Here is a 19,193-nt window from a genome sequence, read left to right on the forward strand (position 1 = left end):
TATCTCAAGCGGGAAAGCCAATCTGGTGCTTTACTTATTGATATTTATGCTTATTAATAAAGGTATTCACGAATATCGTGTTTTTACTGTTTTGTTTATTGATGATGACACAGTAAACTCCGCGCTAATCACTAACGATAAAGAGCTGATATTGATGATAATTAACGTAGCAAAAAAATTCATTTTGGCAGCTTCTGCGCTGGTGCTAGGCGGTTGTGTTAGCTATAGCGTTACTGAACAAGAAATGACGAACTACCTGCAAGATTCGGTGATGTTAGAGCAAGAAGTCGGTGTGCAAAACGTTATGTATGCGCAAGTGGCTGTCGATGACTTAGCGGTGAAAATTGGCCGAGCTGATGCCGAGCGCGTTTCTGTTCTGGCGAATACCAATGCACAAGTTCAGGTGTTTAACGTGCCGAACATGAGGTTGGATCTTGATATCGAGTTCAGTGCGATTCCTGAATATGACAAAGAGAGTGGCGAGATTTATTTGAAATCACTGCGTTTAGAGCGCTTTGAAGAAAAAGACAAACAGCTTTCTCCTGAGATCGCCAAACTACTTAAGCCTGCCGTTTCTATGATTGGTTTTGCCTTATCTCAGTCGCCAGTTTACAAACTCGACAGCAATAAGGTTCAAGAGTCATTGATTAAGTCTTCGGAACCTAATCTTGTGATTAAAGACAACAAGCTGGTCATCGAGTTATTCGATTAACCTTTCACGTTTAGCTTAGACTAAGATTTAAAACACAATGGCTGCCGATTCGGTGGCCATTTTTGTTTGTGTTGAACAAGCAAGACTTCTGTTTTTGGGCTGTTTATTAAGCTTGTTTTCTCTGGCTCATTTATTGAATTAGCTGCGTATCTCACCTTTACTTTACTCTTGTGAGCAAGTCATCGCTTCAGTCATCAAATCATAAGAAAGAAAAGGTGAACGAACTATGAATAATCCAGTAATAGCGGATAACAAGCCCGTTAAGGTCGAGCTAACCGAAGGTGAGGAGTATTACTTCTGTACCTGTGGTAAATCGAAAAACCAACCGTTTTGTGACGGTTCCCATGCAGGAACGGGCTTCAAACCAAAGAGTTTCGTGGCCGAGGAAACCGGCGACGCTTACCTGTGCCGCTGTAAGTATTCGAACAACCTTCCTTTTTGTGATGGGACCCATAGACAGTTTACGTCTGAGCAACTTGGTCAAGAAGGCCTTGATGTTCATATCCAAGCGGCAACGCCCGATCTCTCACCTGCGGCTTCTGCAACCAAAGAAGAGCCCACGGTTGAGTTCATTCATCAATTGGCACGAGATGGCTTATCCAAAGTGGGTCACCATGGGCCAATGACCTCAATGGGCGTCCCAAGATATCAATTACCTCACTGGGATGATATTCAAGTGATGGTCGCGCAAATGGCCACCAAGCCTTTGCTAGAAAATGTGCCGGTTGGTACTGAACTGATTATTGGTCCCAAAGCGAAGAAGCCGCTTAAATTGGACATCTCTTTGTTTGTGTCTGATATGAGTTTTGGCTCGCTATCTGAAGAAGCAAAAGTCTCCTTGGCGAAAGGTGCTGAACTTGCAGGAACAGGCATCTGTTCTGGAGAAGGCGGTATGTTACCCGAAGAGCAAGCGGCGAACTCACGTTACTTTTATGAATTAGCTAGCGCACAATTTGGTTACGACGAATCTAAGCTCAAAAATGTCCAAGCCTTCCATTTTAAAGGTGGGCAGGGTGCTAAAACCGGAACAGGCGGTCGCCTACCGGGTGCGAAGAACATTGGCAAGATAGCCGAGGTACGCGGTATTGAAGCGGGTACAGCCGCGATTTCCCCACCCACCTTTGTTGATCTAAAAACCGTCGAGGATTTCAAAAATTTCGCCGACCGAGTTCGAGAAGTGACAGGCGGGATCCCAATTGGCTTTAAGTTGAGTGCCAATCATATTGAAGAGGATATTCAGTTTGCGCTTGATGCCAGTGCCGATTACATCATCTTGGATGGTCGAGGTGGTGGTACTGGAGCGGCGCCAGAAATGTTCCGTGACCATATTAGTGTGCCGACCATTCCAGCGCTTGCTCGTGCCCGAGCCTATCTAGACAAGCAAGGCGTAAGTGACAGAGTCACCTTAATCATTACTGGTGGGCTTCGTGTTCCGATGGACTTCGTAAAAGCGATGGCGCTTGGCGCTGATGGAGTCGCTATCTCGAACAGTGCCATGCAGTCGATAGGTTGTGTTGCTGCTCGAATGTGCAACACCAATAATTGCCCGGCGGGCATCGCGACTCAAAAAGCCGATTTACGCCAACGGTTAAATGTCGAGAAGGCATCGAACCAATTGAAGAACTTCTTCGAAGCCTCGACTGAATTGATGCAAGTGATGGCGAGAGCGTGTGGTCATGATCATTTGAATCAGTTTAATCCTCACGATTTGGCAACGTGGAATCGCGAAATGGCCGAGCTATCTGGAGTCGCTTACTCTGGTGTCAGTTTAAGTAAATAGTATTTCGATAAAGCACACTCACTGTATTTTGGGTGTGCTTATTTTTATCTGTGCAATGCCAGTCTATGTTTAACCTTTCGTAATTAACTGCTTTATAAGTATTTTTAAATTATTTCCTATTTTTTGAAAATATCACTTTACCTCAAGTTAACTTGAGGTTTTATCATCATCCCCAATCTAAAAACATAAACAATCACCTTGTCATTTTTGAGCGTTGTTAGCTTGGAAGACGTCAGTCATTAGGTGATGAAAACAAATCAAGGGTTAGGTATGGAACAGCGTCAAATCACCGAATATTTTTCAAGAATTGGTTTATCCCAACCAAGCGATACCATAATCGAAAGCCTAACAGCGATCCATAAGCATCAACACCGAACGATCCCGTTCGAGAATTTTGATGTGGTTCAGGGGCTGCCTATTCAACTTTCTAAAGAGGTATTGCATGAAAAGCTGGTGGTTAATCAGCGAGGTGGTTATTGCCAAGAACTTAATGGGTTGTTGTTGAATGTGTTAACTCATATGGGCTTTGAAGCGAGAGCCTTACTGGGTCGAGTACACCTAGCGGGAGAGCCTACCGGGCGTAGCCATCGAGTGACGTTGGTGACGATTGAAGGCAAGCAGTGGTTGGTGGATGCGGGCTTTGGCACCTTTACTCCTCGCGCTCCATTGCTGATTGAAACCAATCTAGAGCAATCTAATGACTTACAAACCTTCCGCTTTATCGAAGATGAACGATATGGCTTCTTACTGCAGATAAAGCAGGGTGAAGAGTGGATGAACGTCTACAGCCTAGACATGACGTATGTGGGTGCCAACGACTTAGAGTCGAGCAACTTCTTCACTTCAAACAGCCCGAAATCCATTTTTACATCAAACTGTATTGCGGCACTGCCGATTGAAGGTGGGATTGTCACGCTGCTTAACCAGAAAATTAAAATTAGCAAAAATGGCTCAACAGAAGAGTGGTTACTTGAAGACGAGCCTACGTACCTTGCCGCATTACAAACGTACTTTGGTTTAGCGCCAAATGTGCCTTTTCAAACTTTAGAGAAATGTTTCTAACCAAATTCGAGGATCAACAATGAAAGTATTAGCAATTGGCGCAACCAACAGTAAAGCATCGATTAACCAACAATTGGCAGCGTACACCGCAAGCTTAGCCGAGGGCGCGCAAGTAGAGGTGCTCGATCTTAATGATTTCGAGATGCCCATTTACAGTGAAGATAGAGAAAAAGAGTCTGGCGTTCATCAACACGCGCTGCGCTTTTTTAGCAAGATTGGCGAAGCTGATGCTGTGGTCATCTCTTTTGCAGAGTACAACGGTTCATACACCGCAGCCTTTAAGAATGTGTTTGATTGGACATCACGAATCGACATGAAAGTGTATCAAGGCAAACCTGTTGTGATGCTCTCCACATCACCAGGCCCAGGCGGTGCAAGCTCTGTGTTGTCGTCTGCGGTAAATTCCGCACCTTACTTTGATGCAGATGTGAAGGGGTCGATGTCGGTGCCAAGTTTCTACGACAACTTTAATGTAGAAACGGGTGAGATCATCAATGCCGAAATGGCCGAGAGCCTGAAATCGATCATGAGTCAGATCTAACTGCTTCAGTGAGTGAGAGAATTACTACATCGGCGCACAGATAAATAGATAAATAAATAGTTAGGTACATAAATGGCCATCAAGCGATGGCCATTTAATTGCGTCATTGTCTATTGTGATAACTCTGCTGCGGTGTCAACGAAGATACCTTGAATGTCTTTCGCTTCACGTTCGGTTTGACCACCGTGTTTTAGAAACGCACCGATAATTGCTGCGGTTTTCTGCTCTTTTGCGCGCTCTAAGAAGTAACGCAATTCTAGCTCGGCACCCGCTTGCTCATCTTTGATTGAGGCTGCGATGATCTCTTTGTACATCACGATATCACGTACTTCTAATTGACTGATCACACCGAGTGTCGCTGCTAAGAAAGCCTCTAGCTCTGCCTTCGGTACGAACTGCGTAATGATGTTACGGTCTTCTGCTTGCTGAGCCGTAAAGTCGTTACCAAGCAGTAAAGCTTGTAGCGCTTTGTTTTTGCCCATGCGTCTTGCAAATTGCACTGCGCCTTGGCCACCGGTTGGGATGTTTACATGAATTTCAGGTTGTGCGAACGCAGAGTTTTCAGTGCCATAAGCAAGGTCACACGCCATCACAAATTCATTACCGCCCCCACGAGCGACACCATCAACAACAGCGATCGAGACTTGTTTCATCGCTTTGATGTTTTCAATCATGTGGTTGAATTCGATTGAGCCAGCCTGTCCACCTTGAGTGCCGTTGATCACATTAAGATCTAAATGAGCTAGGAAGAACTCAGCATGCAGTGATTTGAATACCACCACTTTAGTATCACGGTCATCTTTTAGAGATAGTACAAACTCATTGATTTCATTAATCAAATCGAAAGTTAATACGTTCACTGGTGGATTGTTGATTGATACAGTAGCAATGCCATTTTGATTAGTAATAGATAGTAGTGTCATCTTTGTTTCCTCTAATTATTTGGGACTGAATGTTGTCTCCGTTATGTGCAGCTACTATAGATTTGTAATAAGATGAGAAAAATAGTCATATTGGCACTTAATTGGTGCTTTAAATGCAACAAAGGTCGTTATGGATACATCAAGTCGTTTATTATTGCTGCTAGAAGTGGTTGAGTTAGGCTCGTTCGTCAAAGTCGCAGAGCAGAGGAACGTTGACCGTTCTGTTATCTCTAAACAGATCAGTCGTCTTGAAGAAGAACTCGATGTTCGACTGTTGAACAGAACCACTCGCTCTTTGTCGCTCACGGCAGCAGGCAACGAAATGGTCAACCAAGCTCATCAATTGCGAGCCTTGCTCAATGACACACAACGCTTGGCACAGAACTACCATTCCGAGCCTAGAGGTCTGTTAAGAATTACGAGCTCTACCATGTTTGGTCGGCAATATGTTCAGCAGGCAATATCAGTGTTTCAGAAACAGTATCCGGATGTCGATTTTGAACTGAGACTCGAAGATCGCATCGTTGATATGGTCAAAGAAGGGTTTGATATTGGTTTCCGTATAGGTAAGCCTAAAAACTCTAGCTTAATCAGTCGCAAGATAGCGAGAAGCCGACTCTTGATTGTCGCGTCACCTGAGTTCATTGAAAAGCATGGGGCTATTAACACCATAGAAAAACTAGAATCATTGCCTGCCACCATTTATGCCGCACCGGGTTTACTGATTAACCAATTTTCGTATGTCGACCAACAGGGTAAGGCACAACACTTTCAACTCAATGCGACCTACAAAGTGAATGATGTTGAGATGATTCCTAAAAGCGTAGTGGCAGGAAGTACACTTGCAGTGGTGACCGCGCAAATGCTGACTGATGAAATCACCAGTGGGCAGTTAGTCCCAATCATGACTCACCTTCAACTGGATGATTTCGGTACTTTCTACGCGGTGTATCCACATCGAGATGCCCCGATTAAAACCAAGCTATTCCTCGATACATTGAAGTCGATAGTGGGAGAATATGTGCCTATTTGGGAACAGAACATTCCAGGGTTTGAGTCCATGTACGGCAATACCTTCGCTAAAATCTAAGTGAAGCTATATGGACTAAACTTAAACTTAAGATTAACTTTAGCTATACTTAAATTCATGGATTGGAATGGCTAGATAACCGAACAAAGGAATGAACGAAGATGAAAAACGTCGTGTATTTAACGATTGGTCAACTTTCGGAGCGAAGCGGTGTCGCTCCTTCAGCGCTGCGCTTTTATGAAACCAAAGGGCTGATTGCTTCGATTCGTACTAATGGCAATCAACGTCGTTATCAATCCGCGATGTTACGACGAATTGCCCTGATTCAAGTCGCGCAGTCGATTGGTTTTACGCTTGAAGAGATCACTGAAGAGCTGTCTACCTTACCAATGAACCAGACCGCGACTAAGCGTGATTGGGAGCGAGTCGCGAAGAAATGGCAAGGACAACTCGACAGCAAAATGGCACAAATCCGCTCGCTACAAGAGAACCTCACCGGCTGTATCGGCTGCGGCTGTTTGAGTATGCAGAAGTGCCACTTACTGAACCCTGAAGACATCCTGCACGACCAAGGGCAGGGCGCTCAACGCATTGTTGATTAGCCCAGAATTAAGGTTCCCTATCTGAGATAGTCGAATCCAATACACTCTATTTGATTGTCGTTTAGCCACTGCTTGAGTTCCGGGCTGGTGAGAAGCTTATACTCCTCAACACGTTTATCACTGTAGCTCGATAGAGACTTAAGCTGTTCACAAGCCACTAATGAAGGGTGGCACATCAACTCAAGCACACCGTCAGGCATCTTACTTTGGTAGCTCAGCAATAAATCTTGCAGGCCATTCAATGATACGCCTTCGTCAAAGAAACGCATGTCGAAAGCATCAGGTGTCGATACTTGCAATGAATTTTGGCCACTTAAGATGTTATCGATTCGCCTGACAGGCAGACCGATGTGATTCACTGTACGAGTAAACGCTGCTTTTAGAGGTTTAAATACGCCCCCAAAATGATGGCTGTCGATATGATTAATCTTTAAACCCGCATCGATAGCAGCTTGGTATTGTGCGTAGAGTTCAAGCATCACTTCATTTTCATTCACATCTGATTTATCGAACAGGGTCACGTTGCTAAAGAAGTTGCCGTGTTCGTCTACTAAGCTCGGAACCAGCTCAGGTGACGTCAGTGGTTTCCCTGCGGTGACCGTAAAGTGCAAGCCTACTTCCGGCACCAAACCTTGATGGTAAAGTTCAATCGCGTGTTGTGTTCCCGGTTGGTTCATCATTATGGTGGTCGATTTCACCATGCCTGCTTTGAAGCAATCGACGATGCCATGGTTCACGCTTTCAGTGAGGCCGAAATCGTCGGCGTTGAGTATCAATTTCATCATGACCACTTATTAATATATTTGGATTCAATGTTTTGAATGAGCTCAGCTGTTACTGAGCTCATTAGCTTCTATCACCGAGCTTATTAGCTGTTATCACTGAGCTCATTAGCAACTAACAAAATGCCACATTAAGCGAGTCGATGAGCAAACGCAGGCATGAAGTCTAAGTTTTCTCGGATCGTTTCTAACAAAGCCTCATCGATGTGCGAACCACTATCGACAATAGGATTAAGAATCAAAGCGCGCTTAGCTAACGCAATATCACCTGTCATCGCTGCTTTAACCGTTAGCGTTTCAAACTCTTTCATTTGTTGAATCAAGCGCAATGTATCGCTATCAAAAGGCTCTACGTTCAGTGGCAGGATCGCGCTACTGGTGATCACCGAACTTACTTCTACCGCACAGTCATCGGGTAGACCTTGAATCGCACCATTGTTACGGGTGTTGACGTGCATGATAGAACGTTTGTTATTGTGAATACTGCTCATGAGCTCACAGGCCGCTTCAGAGTAGTATGCGCCCCCTCGCTCTTCTAATAATTGAGGTTTAGTATCGAGCGTCGGGTCTTTGTAGATCTCTAGCAACTGCTGCTCAACTTTCGCGACCAAATCCGCGCGATTTGTACTGCTTTCTGAAGCTGCAAACTCTTTGTCTAAGATATCTCTTGATTGATAGTAGTAGCGTAAGTAAGCACAAGGAACGAGGTTTAATGAACGAATCAGTTCGCCGTCCCATTCAAAGGGAGGGATGTTCTTTGGCATCATTTGGTCGTTGCCAACAATAAGTTCTTCAATCAGTTCACCCAGTTTGTCTTGGCCTTCATGGAGTACTTTACGAGCCCACACCAAGTGATTTAAACCGGCTATTTGCATCGTCATGTCTTTGCGTTCGGCACCTAGCATTTTGGCAGCACCGCGCTCCATATTCACAGGCACATTACACAAACCAACGGTTTTGATGGTCGAGTGTTTAATCAACGCTTCCGTTACCATGCCTGATGGGTTGGTGAAGTTGAGTAACCAAGCCTCTGGGCAGAGTGTTTCCATCTCTTTCGCGATTTCGAGTGCAATCGGTATGGTGCGACAAGCGTTGGAGAAGCCACCCAAGCCATTCGTCTCTTGGCCAATCATGCGATACTTTAAGGCGATTCGTTCGTCGCGTAGCCTTGCTTCCATTCTGCCTGCACGAAATTGTGAGCAGACGAAATCAGCGTCTTTAAGGGCAGCTTTTCGATCAGTGGTGAGGTGAACATGAATCTCACAACCTGCTTTCTTTATCATTCGCTCTGTGAGCCCTGCGATTATCTCTGCTTTCTCCATGCCTTCTTTGATATCGACCAACCACAGATCAGAGATAGGTAATTCGTGATGACGTTTGAGCAGGCCTTCAACGAGTTCTGGGGTGTAACTTGAACCACCACCAATCACGACCACTTTCAGTTTTTTTTCCTGTTTCATGTTATTCACCATTATATTTTTAGATTACGTGAATTAATCTATATTATAGGCAGGCATACCGACAAACCAGTTGTGATGACTTATAAATTAGTGAGGTTAATCCATGGGGTTGTTTGAAAATCGTCAACAAACGCTGTCACTGCTGCACACTTTTAGTGTCGCAGCTAAGCACTTAAGTTTTACACTGGCAGCTGATGAGCTCTTCTTAACTCAGGGAGGAGTGAGTCATCGCATTAAAAAATTGGAACAACAACTCAAATTCAACCTATTTGTTCGCAAGACGAGAAAGCTTGAACTCACACCTGAAGGTCAACGCGTTTTAGCTATGCTGAATGTTTCTTTCGAATCTATTTTTTCTGAGTTAGTGGACATTCAAACCGGAGAGTTGAGCGGTGAATTGTATATCGCGACATCGCCTTATTTTGCCTCCTCTTGGTTGATGCCACGTTTGCCTGAGTTTAGAAAACTGTATCCGAATTTGAGCATTAAACTGCAAACCAAGCAGAACCAATCAGACTTCCAGTTTGAACCCTATGACGTGGCAATTTTCTATAGCGAAGGTCACTATCCAAACCATTACAATGAACGGTTATTCAATGGGGTAAGAACCCCTGTCTGTAGCCCTGAATATGCGAAACAGTTCAACCTAAAGAAAGGCATAGAACACTTGGGTGGTGTCCGGTTTATCCATAATGGTGATATCACCGCGTGGCAGCGTTGGTTGCATGAAGCTCAAAGTAACGCTAATTGTGCTCTGCAGTGTGACTATTACAGCGATAATCGCTTGGCAATGGATGCCGCTATGTTATCGATGGGCGTGGCATTAGGGCGGTTAGAGTTTATGAAACCGCAGATTGAACAGGGGCTGTTAGTCGCTCCGCTTATGAATATTGAATCCGGTAAAGGCTATGATTTGGTGTGCCCGAAAGGCATGGAGCAACGAACTAAGTTTCAGGTGTTTACTCAATGGGTTAAGCAGCAGTTATGACCGAATAGCATGCCTAGACAAACACGAATTATAGGTCTAGTTTAGGGTGTTCTTTCAATAAAAGAAGAGGTTAGTTATGTTCAGCCATGTTTTTCTCGGTACCGAAAATATTGAACGCGCGAAGTCTTTCTATGACCCAATCATGAAGGTGCTTGGTTATAGCGAAGGTTCTGTTGATCCCAAAGGGCGCTGTATTTACGTTAGCCAAACCGGTGTATTAGGTTTAACCAAACCGATTGATGGTCAGCCAGCAACGCACGGCAACGGCATGACGGTGGGTTTTCTTGCGCCTTCTCCTGAAGTTGTAGATGAGTGGCATCGAGTTGGCGTCGAAAATGGCGGTACCAGCATTGAAAATGGCCCCGGAGCGAGAGGTTCTGACGAGCGTCGCTTGTACATGGCTTATTTGCGAGATCCTGATGGAAACAAGATCTGTGCAACGCACTTTATGCCTTAGTTATCCTTAATCCTCAGTTCACGTTATGCCTCAGTTCGGTTTAAGGCATAGTTCATTTTATGCCACAGTGGCGTATAATTAAGTCATCTCGGTTGTTCAGTGCGAACGAACCATTGCAAAGGATTGGCTAGATGACACCAAACGAACTGTTTTATGAGAGCTTTGAGCGTTGCAGAATCGACCAAGAATTCCTAGAAACATTCTTGGCTGATTTCTGTGAGCATAACCCTAGGTTTTCAGAGCGTTTTGAAAATATAGGGCTGGAGCAACAAACTAAGATGCTCAAAGCCTCAATCATCCTGATTTATAACTCTTCTGGTCTACCCAGTGTGCGGAGCTCCGTAAAAAGGCTTGGTAAGCAACACAAAGATCTCGGGATGGACATTTCAGAACAAGAGCTCAACGAGTGGTTTAATTCGTTACTCAACACCGTTAAAAAGTATGACCCGCATTATAATGATCAAGTTGAGCAAGCGTGGACAGAAACGCTTGATGCTGGCCTTAAGATCATGAAGCAAGAGTGTGTTGTGCCTGACCCTATGAATCAATAGATAAGTCACCAGCCGCTTTTCTTGAAAGATAGATTTCGTTTGAGAGGTAAGCCATGAATCAAGCTTACCTCCATTCTTAATCTTTTGATTCCTCATCAAAAGTGAGCTGCCCAACCGACCAAGAAGCCTTGTGACGCGGTGTCGTATTCAAAAGTGCCTTTGTTTTCGTAATCAACCCAAGTGGATTTATAAGCGAGGTTTAAATCTGACCAATCGTTAATTTGGTAACGAGCTCCTGTTAACAATGAGCTGGTGAAGTCAGTATCGCTGCCAAGTCCTATGTCTAAGCTAGTGTGTACCGTCCAATTTTTATTGAGCTCTTTTGTCCAACGGACACCTATCAAATAGTCGACCCAATCTTCATCTAAAGATCTTGAATTGAGGGGTGTTCCGTTACTTGTATAAAGCTTCGAATCAATATCGTTATCCCACCAACGTAATCCAACCATATAATCAATAGCGCCAAGATCGTACTGGTAGCGTTTAAAGCCTTTTGCTTCTAAAACACCTTGTCTTATCTCGAGTTTGCCATTAAGAATACCCGCATTACCGATGACCGAATTGGACTTAGCACTGAGTTCCATGAAGCTGTAATCAAGGTAATAACCCCATTGATTGTCATAAATCCCTTCTAGGCGAAGCATGGCACCCATATCGAAATTATCCATGATGAATGCTGGGTCAACATCAACTTCGCTGGATAGGTTTCCAATGGTGGTATCTCCGCGAATATTCAGAGCTTGAGCATAGATCTCAATGCTGTGCTGCCATTTTTTTGTGCTCGCTTCTTGAGCATTTACGGTTGAACTGGCAACCAACATTGATGCGATTAAGTAACGCCATTTAGCCATATTGATATCCCTATCCGGTTTAAAGAGCACACACTATAAATGTATGTATTAGTTATCCATTTCCCACATATGCAACTTGTATATATCTGATTGTAGACTATGTTTTTTATAAAGAGCCAAATTTGAAGAGTAAGGATATGAAGCCACAAAGTATTTTCTTGTTAGTCGCGGTTCTGGGCTTAACACCGATTGCATTGTCTTACGGTTATGCGCCGGTTATTTCTTTGGATTACCTTTTCGGAATCGATGCTAGCCCGATTAACGTTACCCATATCTTTCGTGCAGTGATGGGGCTGTATTTGGCTCTGGCTCTATTTTGGGTGAGTGGCGCACTGATAAAAAAGTATCGACTGCCAGCGCTATATAGTTTGGTGGTTTTCATGTTGGGTTTAGCTGCCGGACGAGTCATCAGTTTGGTGGTGGATGGCATGCCGCACTGGCTACTTTTCGTCTATCTGATCTTGGAGTTGGGCTTTGGCTTAGTCGGTTTAAAAATGATTCATAACGAGCAATCTGAAACAATATAAGGACATTTTATGAAAGGGATTTTTCACCTTCTTACTCTGAGTGTGTTGAGTAGCTTTTCGCTATCGGCATGGTCAGCTCAAGAGCAGCCAAATATCTTTGTTATCTTCACCGATGATGTGGGTATTTCAAACTTGAGTGCTTATCACAATGGCGTAATGAGCAGCGAGACTCCGAACATCGACAGCATTGCCGAGAAAGGCATGCTGCTCACAGATTACTACGCTCAGCCTTCATGTACCGCGGGTCGTTCTGCGTTCTTAACTGGGCAATTACCTGTGCGAACGGGCATGCACTCAGTTGGGCTTCCGGGTGGCCCTGTGGGTTTAAGCGCAGATACACCAACACTTCCAGAGATGCTAAAAAGCATGGGTTACATGACAGGGCAGTTTGGTAAAAACCACCTAGGAGACCGAGACGAATTCCTGCCGACAATGCACGGTTTTGATGAATATTGGGGTTGGTTGTATCACTTGAATGCAATGGAATATACGGAAGATCCAGATTGGCCAAAAGATGGGTCGTTAGATGCCTTTGCGCCTCGTAACGTGATTTATTCAAGAGCTGATGGTAAAGGCGGACAAACCATTGAAGATGATGGTGCCTTGTCGATTGAGCGTATGCGCACACTGGATGATGAAGTAAACAAACACGCGATTAATTTCATCGAACGAGCGGTTAAAGCGGATAAGCCGTTCTTTACTTGGTATTGCCCATCACGTGGTCACGTTTGGACGCATCTTTCACCTGAATATGAAGCCATGCTCGGACAAAACGGTTGGGGGCTTCAAGAAGTGGTCATGAAAGATCTTGATGATCATGTCGGTGAGATGATGGCGAAAATGGAGGAACTTGGTATTGCCGATAATACCATCATCATTTTTACTGCGGATAATGGCCCTGAGATCATGACATGGCCAGACGGCGGTATGACACCATTCCATGGCGAGAAAGGAACAACATGGGAAGGTGGTGTTCGTGCTCCTGCGCTAGTGAGTTGGCCTGGTAAAATTCCAGCAGGAAGCGTGGGTAACGGCATCTTTGATGGTATGGATTGGCTTCCAACATTAGTGGCTGCAGCTGGTGGGCCCACGGATCTGAAAGAGAAGATGCTGACAGGTCATGATGGCTTTAAAGCGCATCTCGATGGTTACAACCAAGTCGATATGCTGACGGAAAAAGGCGAGTCGAATCGTAAAGAGATTTACTACTACGAGCGAGATAAGCTACAAGCCGTTCGCATAGGTGACTGGAAAGCGCACTTCGTGGTACAGAATCACGGTTGGAGTGGTCCGAAAGAAGAGCTTAACGCACCACTGCTGTTCAACTTGCGTCGCGACCCATATGAGAGAGCAGCTGAAGAATCTGGAATGTACTTGAAATGGATGGGGCAGAAGATGTGGGCGTTTGGTCCTGCTCAAGCTGCAGTCCAACAGCATTTAGCAACTTTCCAAGAGTGGCCACCAGTAACACCAGACTTACCAGCTGAGAAAACCGGTGGTGTTGGTAACTAGTTAAATATCATAAAAAATCCCGCTCACATTGAGCGGGATTTTTATTTGAATACACTTAGCATTGGCTCTACTTTAACGTCGTTTTTCGTTCGATGAACTTCACTGGCACCATCAGCTTAACCAAGCTCGTGTCTTGTTCTTGAATTTGGCTAACGACAATTTTTACTGATTCACGAGCAAGACGTCTGAAGTCTTGTTTGAACGTCGTGAGTTGATAGTTCAACCACTGAGTCTGCGGGATATCATCAAAACCGACCACTTGTAGGTCTTCTGGAATTCGTAGATTGAACTCTAAGCGTGCCACATCCATTACCGCCATCGCTAGATTGTCTGTCGCACAGAAAATCGCTTGAGGATGTGTGGGTTCTGAAAACAGGGTTCGAATGGTCTCTAGTGCATCAAGGTAGTCGTAGTCAGCTTCAATCACGCGAGCTTGCTTGCCTGTCAGATCTTCGAATTCAGAGCAAAAACCCGCTTCACGTTCGCCATTGGTGTAGGTAGGTACGTTACCCGTTAGGTAAACCGCAGATTTCGTTCCGACGCTATGAAAGTGCTGAGCCGCGACTTGACCTGCTGCGTAGTTATCACTTACTACATGGCTACTTTTGGTGCCTTCAACCACACGAGCATACTGAACGATAGGGATGTCGAACTCTTCACACTCTTCATAAAGCGACTTGTTGAACGTCGCAGAGGCTGCAATTACGCCATCAACACGATATTGGAAGATGTTAGGAATTGAGTGGTTGTCGTTACCGTCGACTTGCCACGGAATCAACACCGCAGAATACCCCTGTTTTTGTAACTCAGTAGAGATGAGTTGCAGCGTTTTCATGTGAATTGGGTAATCAGCATCAGGGAAGACCAAACCAATCAACTTAGATTCATTGGTGGTTAAGCTTCGAGCAAAGGCATTTGGGCGATAGTTGAGTGCTTTCGCCGCTTCGAATACTTTCTGCTTGGTCTTCTCAGACACCGAACTGCCCGGAACAAATACACGAGAAACGGTAGATTGAGAAACGCCAGCCAGTTTAGCGACATCTTTTGAAGTAACAGTTGGTTTTGACGCCGTGGAGTGTTTTGGTGAGTTCATAGACCATGCTTGTGAGCCGAATTAACAGCCTACAGAGTACCATAATTAGGTACGTACTCATAAAGCAATAATAAGGAATGATATGAAAAATAAGGAATATTGATCATTCTGAATTAAATGTTGGGTATAACCCATTGCTTGTGTTGAATGAAAAGCGCACTTATAAAAAAGCTCTGCATAACAGCAGAGCTTTAGATTACGAATTGACTCATTAAATGAGTGACATACCGCTAAGCCGCTGGCTACTTAAGCCATAAGCCATAAGCCATAAGCCATAAGCCATAAGCCATAAGCCATAAGCCATAAGCGGTAAGCTATTAGAAGTAGTAACGAATACCAGCCGCGAATTGGTCATCGCTGTTTTCGTATTTCACACCGTTGTATGAATCTTTACCGTTATCAAATTGGTATTCAGTCCACACCAAGAACTTGTTCTTCTTAAAGTGGTACTCAAGGCCTGGGATAATTAGCTGACGCTCGTAGCCATTAGCGTTGTCGTCTGTGTCTGTTAAGTAGTTAACGTTAAAGGTAGGACGCAGGCCGTTTTCAAAGTGGTAGTACGTGAAGAATTCAGCACCACGGTGGTCGTAGAACTCAGATTGGCTGGTGGTTTCCCAGTTTGAACCTTGGCTGTAGGTGAAGCCGACAAATAGGCCATCATTGGTGTAGTTCACACCTAATAAACCGATGCGCTGTGTGTCGCCATCTTTGATGTTTTGAACTGTGCTATCCACATCATCGAACTCATTCTGATGGTATGCCAAACCAACAGTTAAGCCATCCATAACAGTGTATAGCGTTGACGCGCCCATACCGTTTTTCAGCGTGACAGTGTCTGAATTCGTTTGGTTGAATCTTGTAGATACCGCTACATCTTCACGAGTTGTCTGATAAGTGAAGCCGTATTTCCAGTTGTCGTTGATGCTGTTGCGGTAAGTGATGGAGTTTTCTGCACGGCCTGTGCCTGATGAAATACCCCAGTCAGACAGGTTGTAGTAGCCTGAACCACGTGAACCAAATACACGACCCATATCGGTGAACCAAGCCACATCGTAGAAGGTAGACCACTGTTTAGTACCCGCCGCAATCTTGCCGTATTTGTCGTGCTCTACGCCAGCGTATAGAAGTCGGTCGTAAATATTGTCGCCGTTAGCACCTGAGTTGTAACCCCATTCGGCATGGCCAAAGCCAGTCCAATCGTTGTCTAAGCCCATTTGACCTTTAAGGCCGAAACGAGAACTACCACTGTTCCATTCGCCGTTATGGTCGCCACCTTTGTCTTGGTAACGAACGTCAAAACGGCCATCTAAAGCAAGGCTATCGCCCGCGTCATTGGTAAAAGTATGTGCAGCAAAAGCAGAACCCGAAGTAAGTGCTGTCAGGATCACTGCTGAAAGAATCGACTTTTTCATTGTTATACTCTTTATTCAGGCCGTAGAAAGCCGCCGTGCTTTCAAGCCCGTTATATTAGTAATGGTTTGGCAGGGTGTGCCCATCCGTGAGGCACAAGGTTGGTTATCTTGAGTGGAGCAAGTTGCCGAGGGCGAGAAGGAGCCCTCGGCAGTCATGCCTGCCTAGCGTAGGTAAGGACTAGGTAGGCAATAGGACATGGTTACAGAGTTGGATTCATGATAGATGAAGTACGCTCGAACACGTCTAGACCTTGCTGTTGTAGCCAGTAAGGAAGGTCGATAAGAACCCAGTTCTCAGATAGCTTGTCACCGTCACGGTAGTACACGTCAACTACTTGCATGTTTGCACGTACTTCACCGCCAGTCATACCTAGGAAGCCGCCTGTTGGTGTGTTTGATAGGTTTGGCCAACCGAAGAAACAAGAGAAGTTACCTTCAGCGAAACGACAAACGTGGCCGTTGAACTTCTTGTCTTTCAGGTTGTTACGGAAAGGAAGTTGGTGCTGTTGTTGGTAACGAGGAATCGTGTAAGACGCGCCGATACCACAAGGGCCGTACCAAATCATGTCTTTTGACCAGCTCTTCGCGAGTACTTCTGGTGGGCAACCCATTGCGCCGCTGTCGTTAAGAGCAGAAAGGTCATCAACCATTTTGTTTACTAGAGCAAGTGTCGCAACGCCTTCTTCTGGAGCCGCATCTTCAAACAGCAGACCATCGTGGTTACGTGGACCAGGGTAAACGAAGTGCTTACCAGTTGATGGTGGAAGTGGGTAGCAACCCGCTTGATCCATCATGCCTAGTAGATCTAGGAACAGGCCAGTCTTAGTGATTTTGCCATCAACAACACAGTTAAATTCTGCGTAGCGAACGTTCATGATCTTGCCAGTAGGGCGCATGCCTAGGTATTCAGCGTCGAATAGACCCATGAAGTGACCCATGCTCATTACCCAAATTTCGTCTGGGTTAACTTCGTTGTTACCGCCGATGAAGATGTCTTGACGACGCTGCATGCGAGTCATCGACTTCATCATTGGAGCCCAGAAAACGTCAGCTGCCGCTTGAGCGCCTTCTTGCTCACGGAATGGGTAAACGCCGCGCCACAAGTAATCTTCAGAAGTGTGTGCTTTTAAAACTTCAGCAACGTTCTCGTGAGTTGCGTTTTCCATTGCATCAAAGTATTCGCGAACAATGCGTTTAGCTTCTTGATATTTAGACATAATTCATTCTCTTTTTGTTGTCGAGTCAACATTCGGAACAGGACTCGATTTGGATTTTGTTACCGGCTGACTACTCAGCCGGATTGATGTTTGTTTCGTGTCTTTAAAGGCGTTCAACTTTTTGAGGTTTCAACTAAACGGGATTAAGCTTTTGCTGTTTCCGCTTTTTTGCTCTTGTCGAAGATGCCGCCTTTCAATGTCTCTGGTAGTGATAGCCACAGTAGACCAGCCACAATCCATACGATTGGTGAGCCCCACATTGCAGTCGCAAGGTCGCTGCGCTCTTGAATGAATACCAACACCATTGGTGCCCACATGCCGATGATACGACCACCGTGGAACAGTGCTGCACCGAAGCTACGTAGGTGAGCTGGGAACAATTCAGAGAAGTAACCACCCCATACCGCAGAAGCAGACAGACCGAAGTTGTAAATAAGACCTAGGATAGCCAGCATGTTTAGGCTGCCGATCATCACGTCGCTTGGTGCGACAAAGAATACTGAAGCCATAACACCCGCAAGGATGAAACCAAACGCGTTCACTTTACGGCCGTATTTATCGGCGATTGCACCCCATACCCAAGCACCGAATAGAGAACCGAATGCCGAGATAGAGAAGATGATGCCGATGGTCGCACCGTCGAATTGGCGAACATCTTTTAGGTACGTTGTCACGAAGCCAGAGAAGAATTGGTAGCCGTAGAAGTTAAGGCCAGCCAGTAATAGACAAGTGATCGTTAGCTTGCGGTAAGGCGCGCTTAGCATTTCACCCCAAGAGCCTTTCTTCGCTGGTGCGTTAGATGCTTCAGCCGCGGCTTGATCTTCTTCACCGTAGGCGATCACTTTCTTGTCGCTAGGCAGGATGAAGATCATCAGTGCAGCAGCAACTAGAGGAGGAATACCACCCACCCACATTAGGCTCTGCCAAGGTGCGTCGATGCTAGAAATGAACGCTGCGTACGCACCCATTGCCATTAGCGCAACAGAGAACATAGAAGAAGCGAATGCCGTCAACTTACCGCGAACCGTTGGTGTAAATAGGCCGATCATCAGGCTTACTGCTACTGTGAAGTAACCACCCAAAGAAATACCGATGATGAAACGCATCGCTGCCCACATCGCGTAGTCGGTAAACATCATGTTGATGATGGTTGCGCCACCGTTTAGTGCAGTGATGACAATAAGAGTCGATTTCTTACCAAAGTTTGATGCCACCCATGCACAGCTTAGGGCACCAATAAGTGCGCCAACCGACTGCCATGTATAGAACTGAGCGGTATCCGCCAAGTTAATACCATCATACGCATCAACGATGTATGGGCGTACGTAGTCAATAATTACAAAGTTATAACAATAGAAAAAGTAGCCCACTAGAATTGCAAGATAAGCAGCTACCCTTTGAATCATAGGAACTTCGCTCATGTGTTTTTTAGTAGTCATGACCGATAAACCTTTATTTTATATAGGGTGGTTTTAGTTTTGATTATTGTGCAGTGGTTATTGATATTCACCACACCGTCTTCGTTTCGGGAGAGATAATAGAGTTTTTGTGGTTATTAGATCCGTGATCAAAGTCAATTTTAAAATGAGTGCGTACCCATTTTGTGTATTTTAGTGATCTGGATCCCGTTAGATCGTGTGTTTGGGCTTTTTGGGGCGTTTTGAGCGTTTATTCGTCTATATTAGTGACAATA

The 19,193-nt window shown here is 45.1% G+C and carries 19 protein-coding genes; 11 read left to right on the plus strand and 8 right to left on the minus strand.

What is annotated here, in order from left to right; translation table 11 throughout:
- Positions 1 to 154: 154 nt before the first annotated feature.
- From OC193_RS05110 to OC193_RS05125, 4 genes are all read left to right on the plus strand, one after another.
- The gene (locus OC193_RS05110; RefSeq protein WP_048658265.1) at positions 155 to 712 is read left to right on the plus strand and encodes a DUF1439 domain-containing protein; all 558 of its coding nucleotides are present in this window, start codon (positions 155 to 157) and stop codon (positions 710 to 712) included.
- 226 nt (positions 713 to 938) lie between these two features.
- Positions 939 to 2,492 (plus strand): glutamate synthase-related protein, encoded by a 1,554-nt coding sequence (locus tag OC193_RS05115; RefSeq protein WP_048664174.1) that lies wholly within the window; start codon positions 939 to 941, stop codon positions 2,490 to 2,492.
- A 270-nt stretch (positions 2,493 to 2,762) separates the two neighbouring features.
- Positions 2,763 to 3,554: an arylamine N-acetyltransferase family protein gene (locus OC193_RS05120; RefSeq protein WP_048664242.1), complete on the plus strand. Its 792-nt coding sequence runs from the start codon at positions 2,763 to 2,765 to the stop codon at positions 3,552 to 3,554.
- 19 nt (positions 3,555 to 3,573) lie between these two features.
- Positions 3,574 to 4,095 (plus strand): NADPH-dependent FMN reductase, encoded by a 522-nt coding sequence (locus OC193_RS05125; RefSeq protein ID WP_048658220.1) that lies wholly within the window; start codon positions 3,574 to 3,576, stop codon positions 4,093 to 4,095.
- Between the two features lie 110 nt (positions 4,096 to 4,205).
- Here the strand turns inward: OC193_RS05125 and OC193_RS05130 are convergent, their stop codons facing one another.
- A complete protein-coding gene (locus tag OC193_RS05130) occupies positions 4,206 to 5,018 on the minus strand; it encodes an enoyl-CoA hydratase/isomerase family protein (protein WP_048658221.1) in 813 nt (270 codons plus the stop codon).
- A gap of 130 nt (positions 5,019 to 5,148) precedes the next feature.
- On the opposite strand from OC193_RS05130, the gene OC193_RS05135 reads away from it, so the two are divergent.
- On the plus strand, positions 5,149 to 6,108 hold the full coding sequence (locus OC193_RS05135) for a LysR family transcriptional regulator (RefSeq protein WP_048658222.1): 960 nt from the start codon (positions 5,149 to 5,151) through the stop codon (positions 6,106 to 6,108).
- 101 nt (positions 6,109 to 6,209) lie between these two features.
- Positions 6,210 to 6,650, plus strand: a complete 441-nt coding sequence (gene soxR, locus OC193_RS05140; protein WP_048658223.1) for a redox-sensitive transcriptional activator SoxR — start codon at positions 6,210 to 6,212, stop codon at positions 6,648 to 6,650.
- A 17-nt stretch (positions 6,651 to 6,667) separates the two neighbouring features.
- Here the strand turns inward: soxR and OC193_RS05145 are convergent, their stop codons facing one another.
- Positions 6,668 to 7,432 (minus strand): carbohydrate deacetylase, encoded by a 765-nt coding sequence (locus tag OC193_RS05145; RefSeq protein WP_048658224.1) that lies wholly within the window; start codon positions 7,430 to 7,432, stop codon positions 6,668 to 6,670.
- A 131-nt stretch (positions 7,433 to 7,563) separates the two neighbouring features.
- Positions 7,564 to 8,892, minus strand: coding sequence for a 6-phospho-beta-glucosidase (locus OC193_RS05150; RefSeq protein ID WP_048658225.1), 1,329 nt, complete (start codon positions 8,890 to 8,892; stop codon positions 7,564 to 7,566).
- A gap of 103 nt (positions 8,893 to 8,995) precedes the next feature.
- Between OC193_RS05150 and OC193_RS05155 the strand changes: the two genes are divergently transcribed.
- From OC193_RS05155 to OC193_RS05165, 3 genes are all read left to right on the plus strand, one after another.
- Positions 8,996 to 9,880: a LysR substrate-binding domain-containing protein gene (locus OC193_RS05155; RefSeq protein WP_048664171.1), complete on the plus strand. Its 885-nt coding sequence runs from the start codon at positions 8,996 to 8,998 to the stop codon at positions 9,878 to 9,880.
- A gap of 76 nt (positions 9,881 to 9,956) precedes the next feature.
- Positions 9,957 to 10,337: a VOC family protein gene (locus tag OC193_RS05160; protein WP_048664169.1), complete on the plus strand. Its 381-nt coding sequence runs from the start codon at positions 9,957 to 9,959 to the stop codon at positions 10,335 to 10,337.
- 131 nt (positions 10,338 to 10,468) lie between these two features.
- The gene (locus OC193_RS05165) at positions 10,469 to 10,888 is read left to right on the plus strand and encodes a globin (protein WP_048664168.1); all 420 of its coding nucleotides are present in this window, start codon (positions 10,469 to 10,471) and stop codon (positions 10,886 to 10,888) included.
- Positions 10,889 to 10,983: 95 nt separating this feature from the next.
- Here OC193_RS05165 and OC193_RS05170 read toward each other — a convergent pair whose 3' ends face one another.
- Positions 10,984 to 11,739, minus strand: coding sequence for a hypothetical protein (locus OC193_RS05170; protein ID WP_048664167.1), 756 nt, complete (start codon positions 11,737 to 11,739; stop codon positions 10,984 to 10,986).
- Positions 11,740 to 11,876: 137 nt separating this feature from the next.
- On the opposite strand from OC193_RS05170, the gene OC193_RS05175 reads away from it, so the two are divergent.
- Both OC193_RS05175 and OC193_RS05180 read left to right on the plus strand, forming a co-directional pair.
- Complete coding sequence (locus OC193_RS05175) at positions 11,877 to 12,266, plus strand: DUF4345 domain-containing protein (protein WP_048664166.1); 390 nt, start codon at positions 11,877 to 11,879, stop codon at positions 12,264 to 12,266.
- 9 nt (positions 12,267 to 12,275) lie between these two features.
- Positions 12,276 to 13,778 carry an arylsulfatase gene (locus OC193_RS05180; RefSeq protein WP_048664165.1) on the plus strand — a complete coding sequence of 501 codons (1,503 nt, stop codon included), beginning with the start codon at positions 12,276 to 12,278 and terminating at the stop codon, positions 13,776 to 13,778.
- 67 nt (positions 13,779 to 13,845) lie between these two features.
- On the opposite strand, the gene OC193_RS05185 is transcribed toward OC193_RS05180, so the two are convergent.
- The 4 genes from OC193_RS05185 to OC193_RS05200 all read right to left on the minus strand — a co-directional run bounded on the left by OC193_RS05185 (position 13,846) and on the right by OC193_RS05200 (position 18,939).
- Positions 13,846 to 14,871 (minus strand): LacI family DNA-binding transcriptional regulator, encoded by a 1,026-nt coding sequence (locus tag OC193_RS05185; RefSeq protein ID WP_048664164.1) that lies wholly within the window; start codon positions 14,869 to 14,871, stop codon positions 13,846 to 13,848.
- 317 nt (positions 14,872 to 15,188) lie between these two features.
- Positions 15,189 to 16,283 (minus strand): porin, encoded by a 1,095-nt coding sequence (locus OC193_RS05190; RefSeq protein ID WP_048664163.1) that lies wholly within the window; start codon positions 16,281 to 16,283, stop codon positions 15,189 to 15,191.
- A 200-nt stretch (positions 16,284 to 16,483) separates the two neighbouring features.
- On the minus strand, positions 16,484 to 17,500 hold the full coding sequence (locus tag OC193_RS05195; RefSeq protein WP_017065254.1) for a nuclear transport factor 2 family protein: 1,017 nt from the start codon (positions 17,498 to 17,500) through the stop codon (positions 16,484 to 16,486).
- Between the two features lie 143 nt (positions 17,501 to 17,643).
- Positions 17,644 to 18,939 carry an MFS transporter gene (locus OC193_RS05200; protein WP_017629762.1) on the minus strand — a complete coding sequence of 432 codons (1,296 nt, stop codon included), beginning with the start codon at positions 18,937 to 18,939 and terminating at the stop codon, positions 17,644 to 17,646.
- Positions 18,940 to 19,193: the final 254 nt, after the last annotated feature.

This window comes from Vibrio crassostreae (assembly GCF_024347415.1).
GTDB lineage: Bacteria > Pseudomonadota > Gammaproteobacteria > Enterobacterales > Vibrionaceae > Vibrio > Vibrio crassostreae.

Excerpts from the sequence above, each read along its gene's own strand:
- OC193_RS05110 (WP_048658265.1), top strand. The coding sequence starts at position 155 with ATGATAATTAACGTAGCAAAAAAATTCATTTTGGCAGCTTCTGCGCTG.
- OC193_RS05115 (WP_048664174.1), top strand. The coding sequence starts at position 939 with ATGAATAATCCAGTAATAGCGGATAACAAGCCCGTTAAGGTCGAGCTA.
- OC193_RS05120 (WP_048664242.1), top strand. The coding sequence starts at position 2,763 with ATGGAACAGCGTCAAATCACCGAATATTTTTCAAGAATTGGTTTATCC.
- OC193_RS05125 (WP_048658220.1), top strand. The coding sequence starts at position 3,574 with ATGAAAGTATTAGCAATTGGCGCAACCAACAGTAAAGCATCGATTAAC.
- OC193_RS05130 (WP_048658221.1), bottom strand. The coding sequence starts at position 5,018 with ATGACACTACTATCTATTACTAATCAAAATGGCATTGCTACTGTATCA.
- OC193_RS05135 (WP_048658222.1), top strand. The coding sequence starts at position 5,149 with ATGGATACATCAAGTCGTTTATTATTGCTGCTAGAAGTGGTTGAGTTA.
- soxR (WP_048658223.1), top strand. The coding sequence starts at position 6,210 with ATGAAAAACGTCGTGTATTTAACGATTGGTCAACTTTCGGAGCGAAGC.
- OC193_RS05145 (WP_048658224.1), bottom strand. The coding sequence starts at position 7,432 with ATGAAATTGATACTCAACGCCGACGATTTCGGCCTCACTGAAAGCGTG.
- OC193_RS05150 (WP_048658225.1), bottom strand. The coding sequence starts at position 8,892 with ATGAAACAGGAAAAAAAACTGAAAGTGGTCGTGATTGGTGGTGGTTCA.
- OC193_RS05155 (WP_048664171.1), top strand. The coding sequence starts at position 8,996 with ATGGGGTTGTTTGAAAATCGTCAACAAACGCTGTCACTGCTGCACACT.
- OC193_RS05160 (WP_048664169.1), top strand. The coding sequence starts at position 9,957 with ATGTTCAGCCATGTTTTTCTCGGTACCGAAAATATTGAACGCGCGAAG.
- OC193_RS05165 (WP_048664168.1), top strand. The coding sequence starts at position 10,469 with ATGACACCAAACGAACTGTTTTATGAGAGCTTTGAGCGTTGCAGAATC.
- OC193_RS05170 (WP_048664167.1), bottom strand. The coding sequence starts at position 11,739 with ATGGCTAAATGGCGTTACTTAATCGCATCAATGTTGGTTGCCAGTTCA.
- OC193_RS05175 (WP_048664166.1), top strand. The coding sequence starts at position 11,877 with ATGAAGCCACAAAGTATTTTCTTGTTAGTCGCGGTTCTGGGCTTAACA.
- OC193_RS05180 (WP_048664165.1), top strand. The coding sequence starts at position 12,276 with ATGAAAGGGATTTTTCACCTTCTTACTCTGAGTGTGTTGAGTAGCTTT.
- OC193_RS05185 (WP_048664164.1), bottom strand. The coding sequence starts at position 14,871 with ATGAACTCACCAAAACACTCCACGGCGTCAAAACCAACTGTTACTTCA.
- OC193_RS05190 (WP_048664163.1), bottom strand. The coding sequence starts at position 16,283 with ATGAAAAAGTCGATTCTTTCAGCAGTGATCCTGACAGCACTTACTTCG.
- OC193_RS05195 (WP_017065254.1), bottom strand. The coding sequence starts at position 17,500 with ATGTCTAAATATCAAGAAGCTAAACGCATTGTTCGCGAATACTTTGAT.
- OC193_RS05200 (WP_017629762.1), bottom strand. The coding sequence starts at position 18,939 with ATGACTACTAAAAAACACATGAGCGAAGTTCCTATGATTCAAAGGGTA.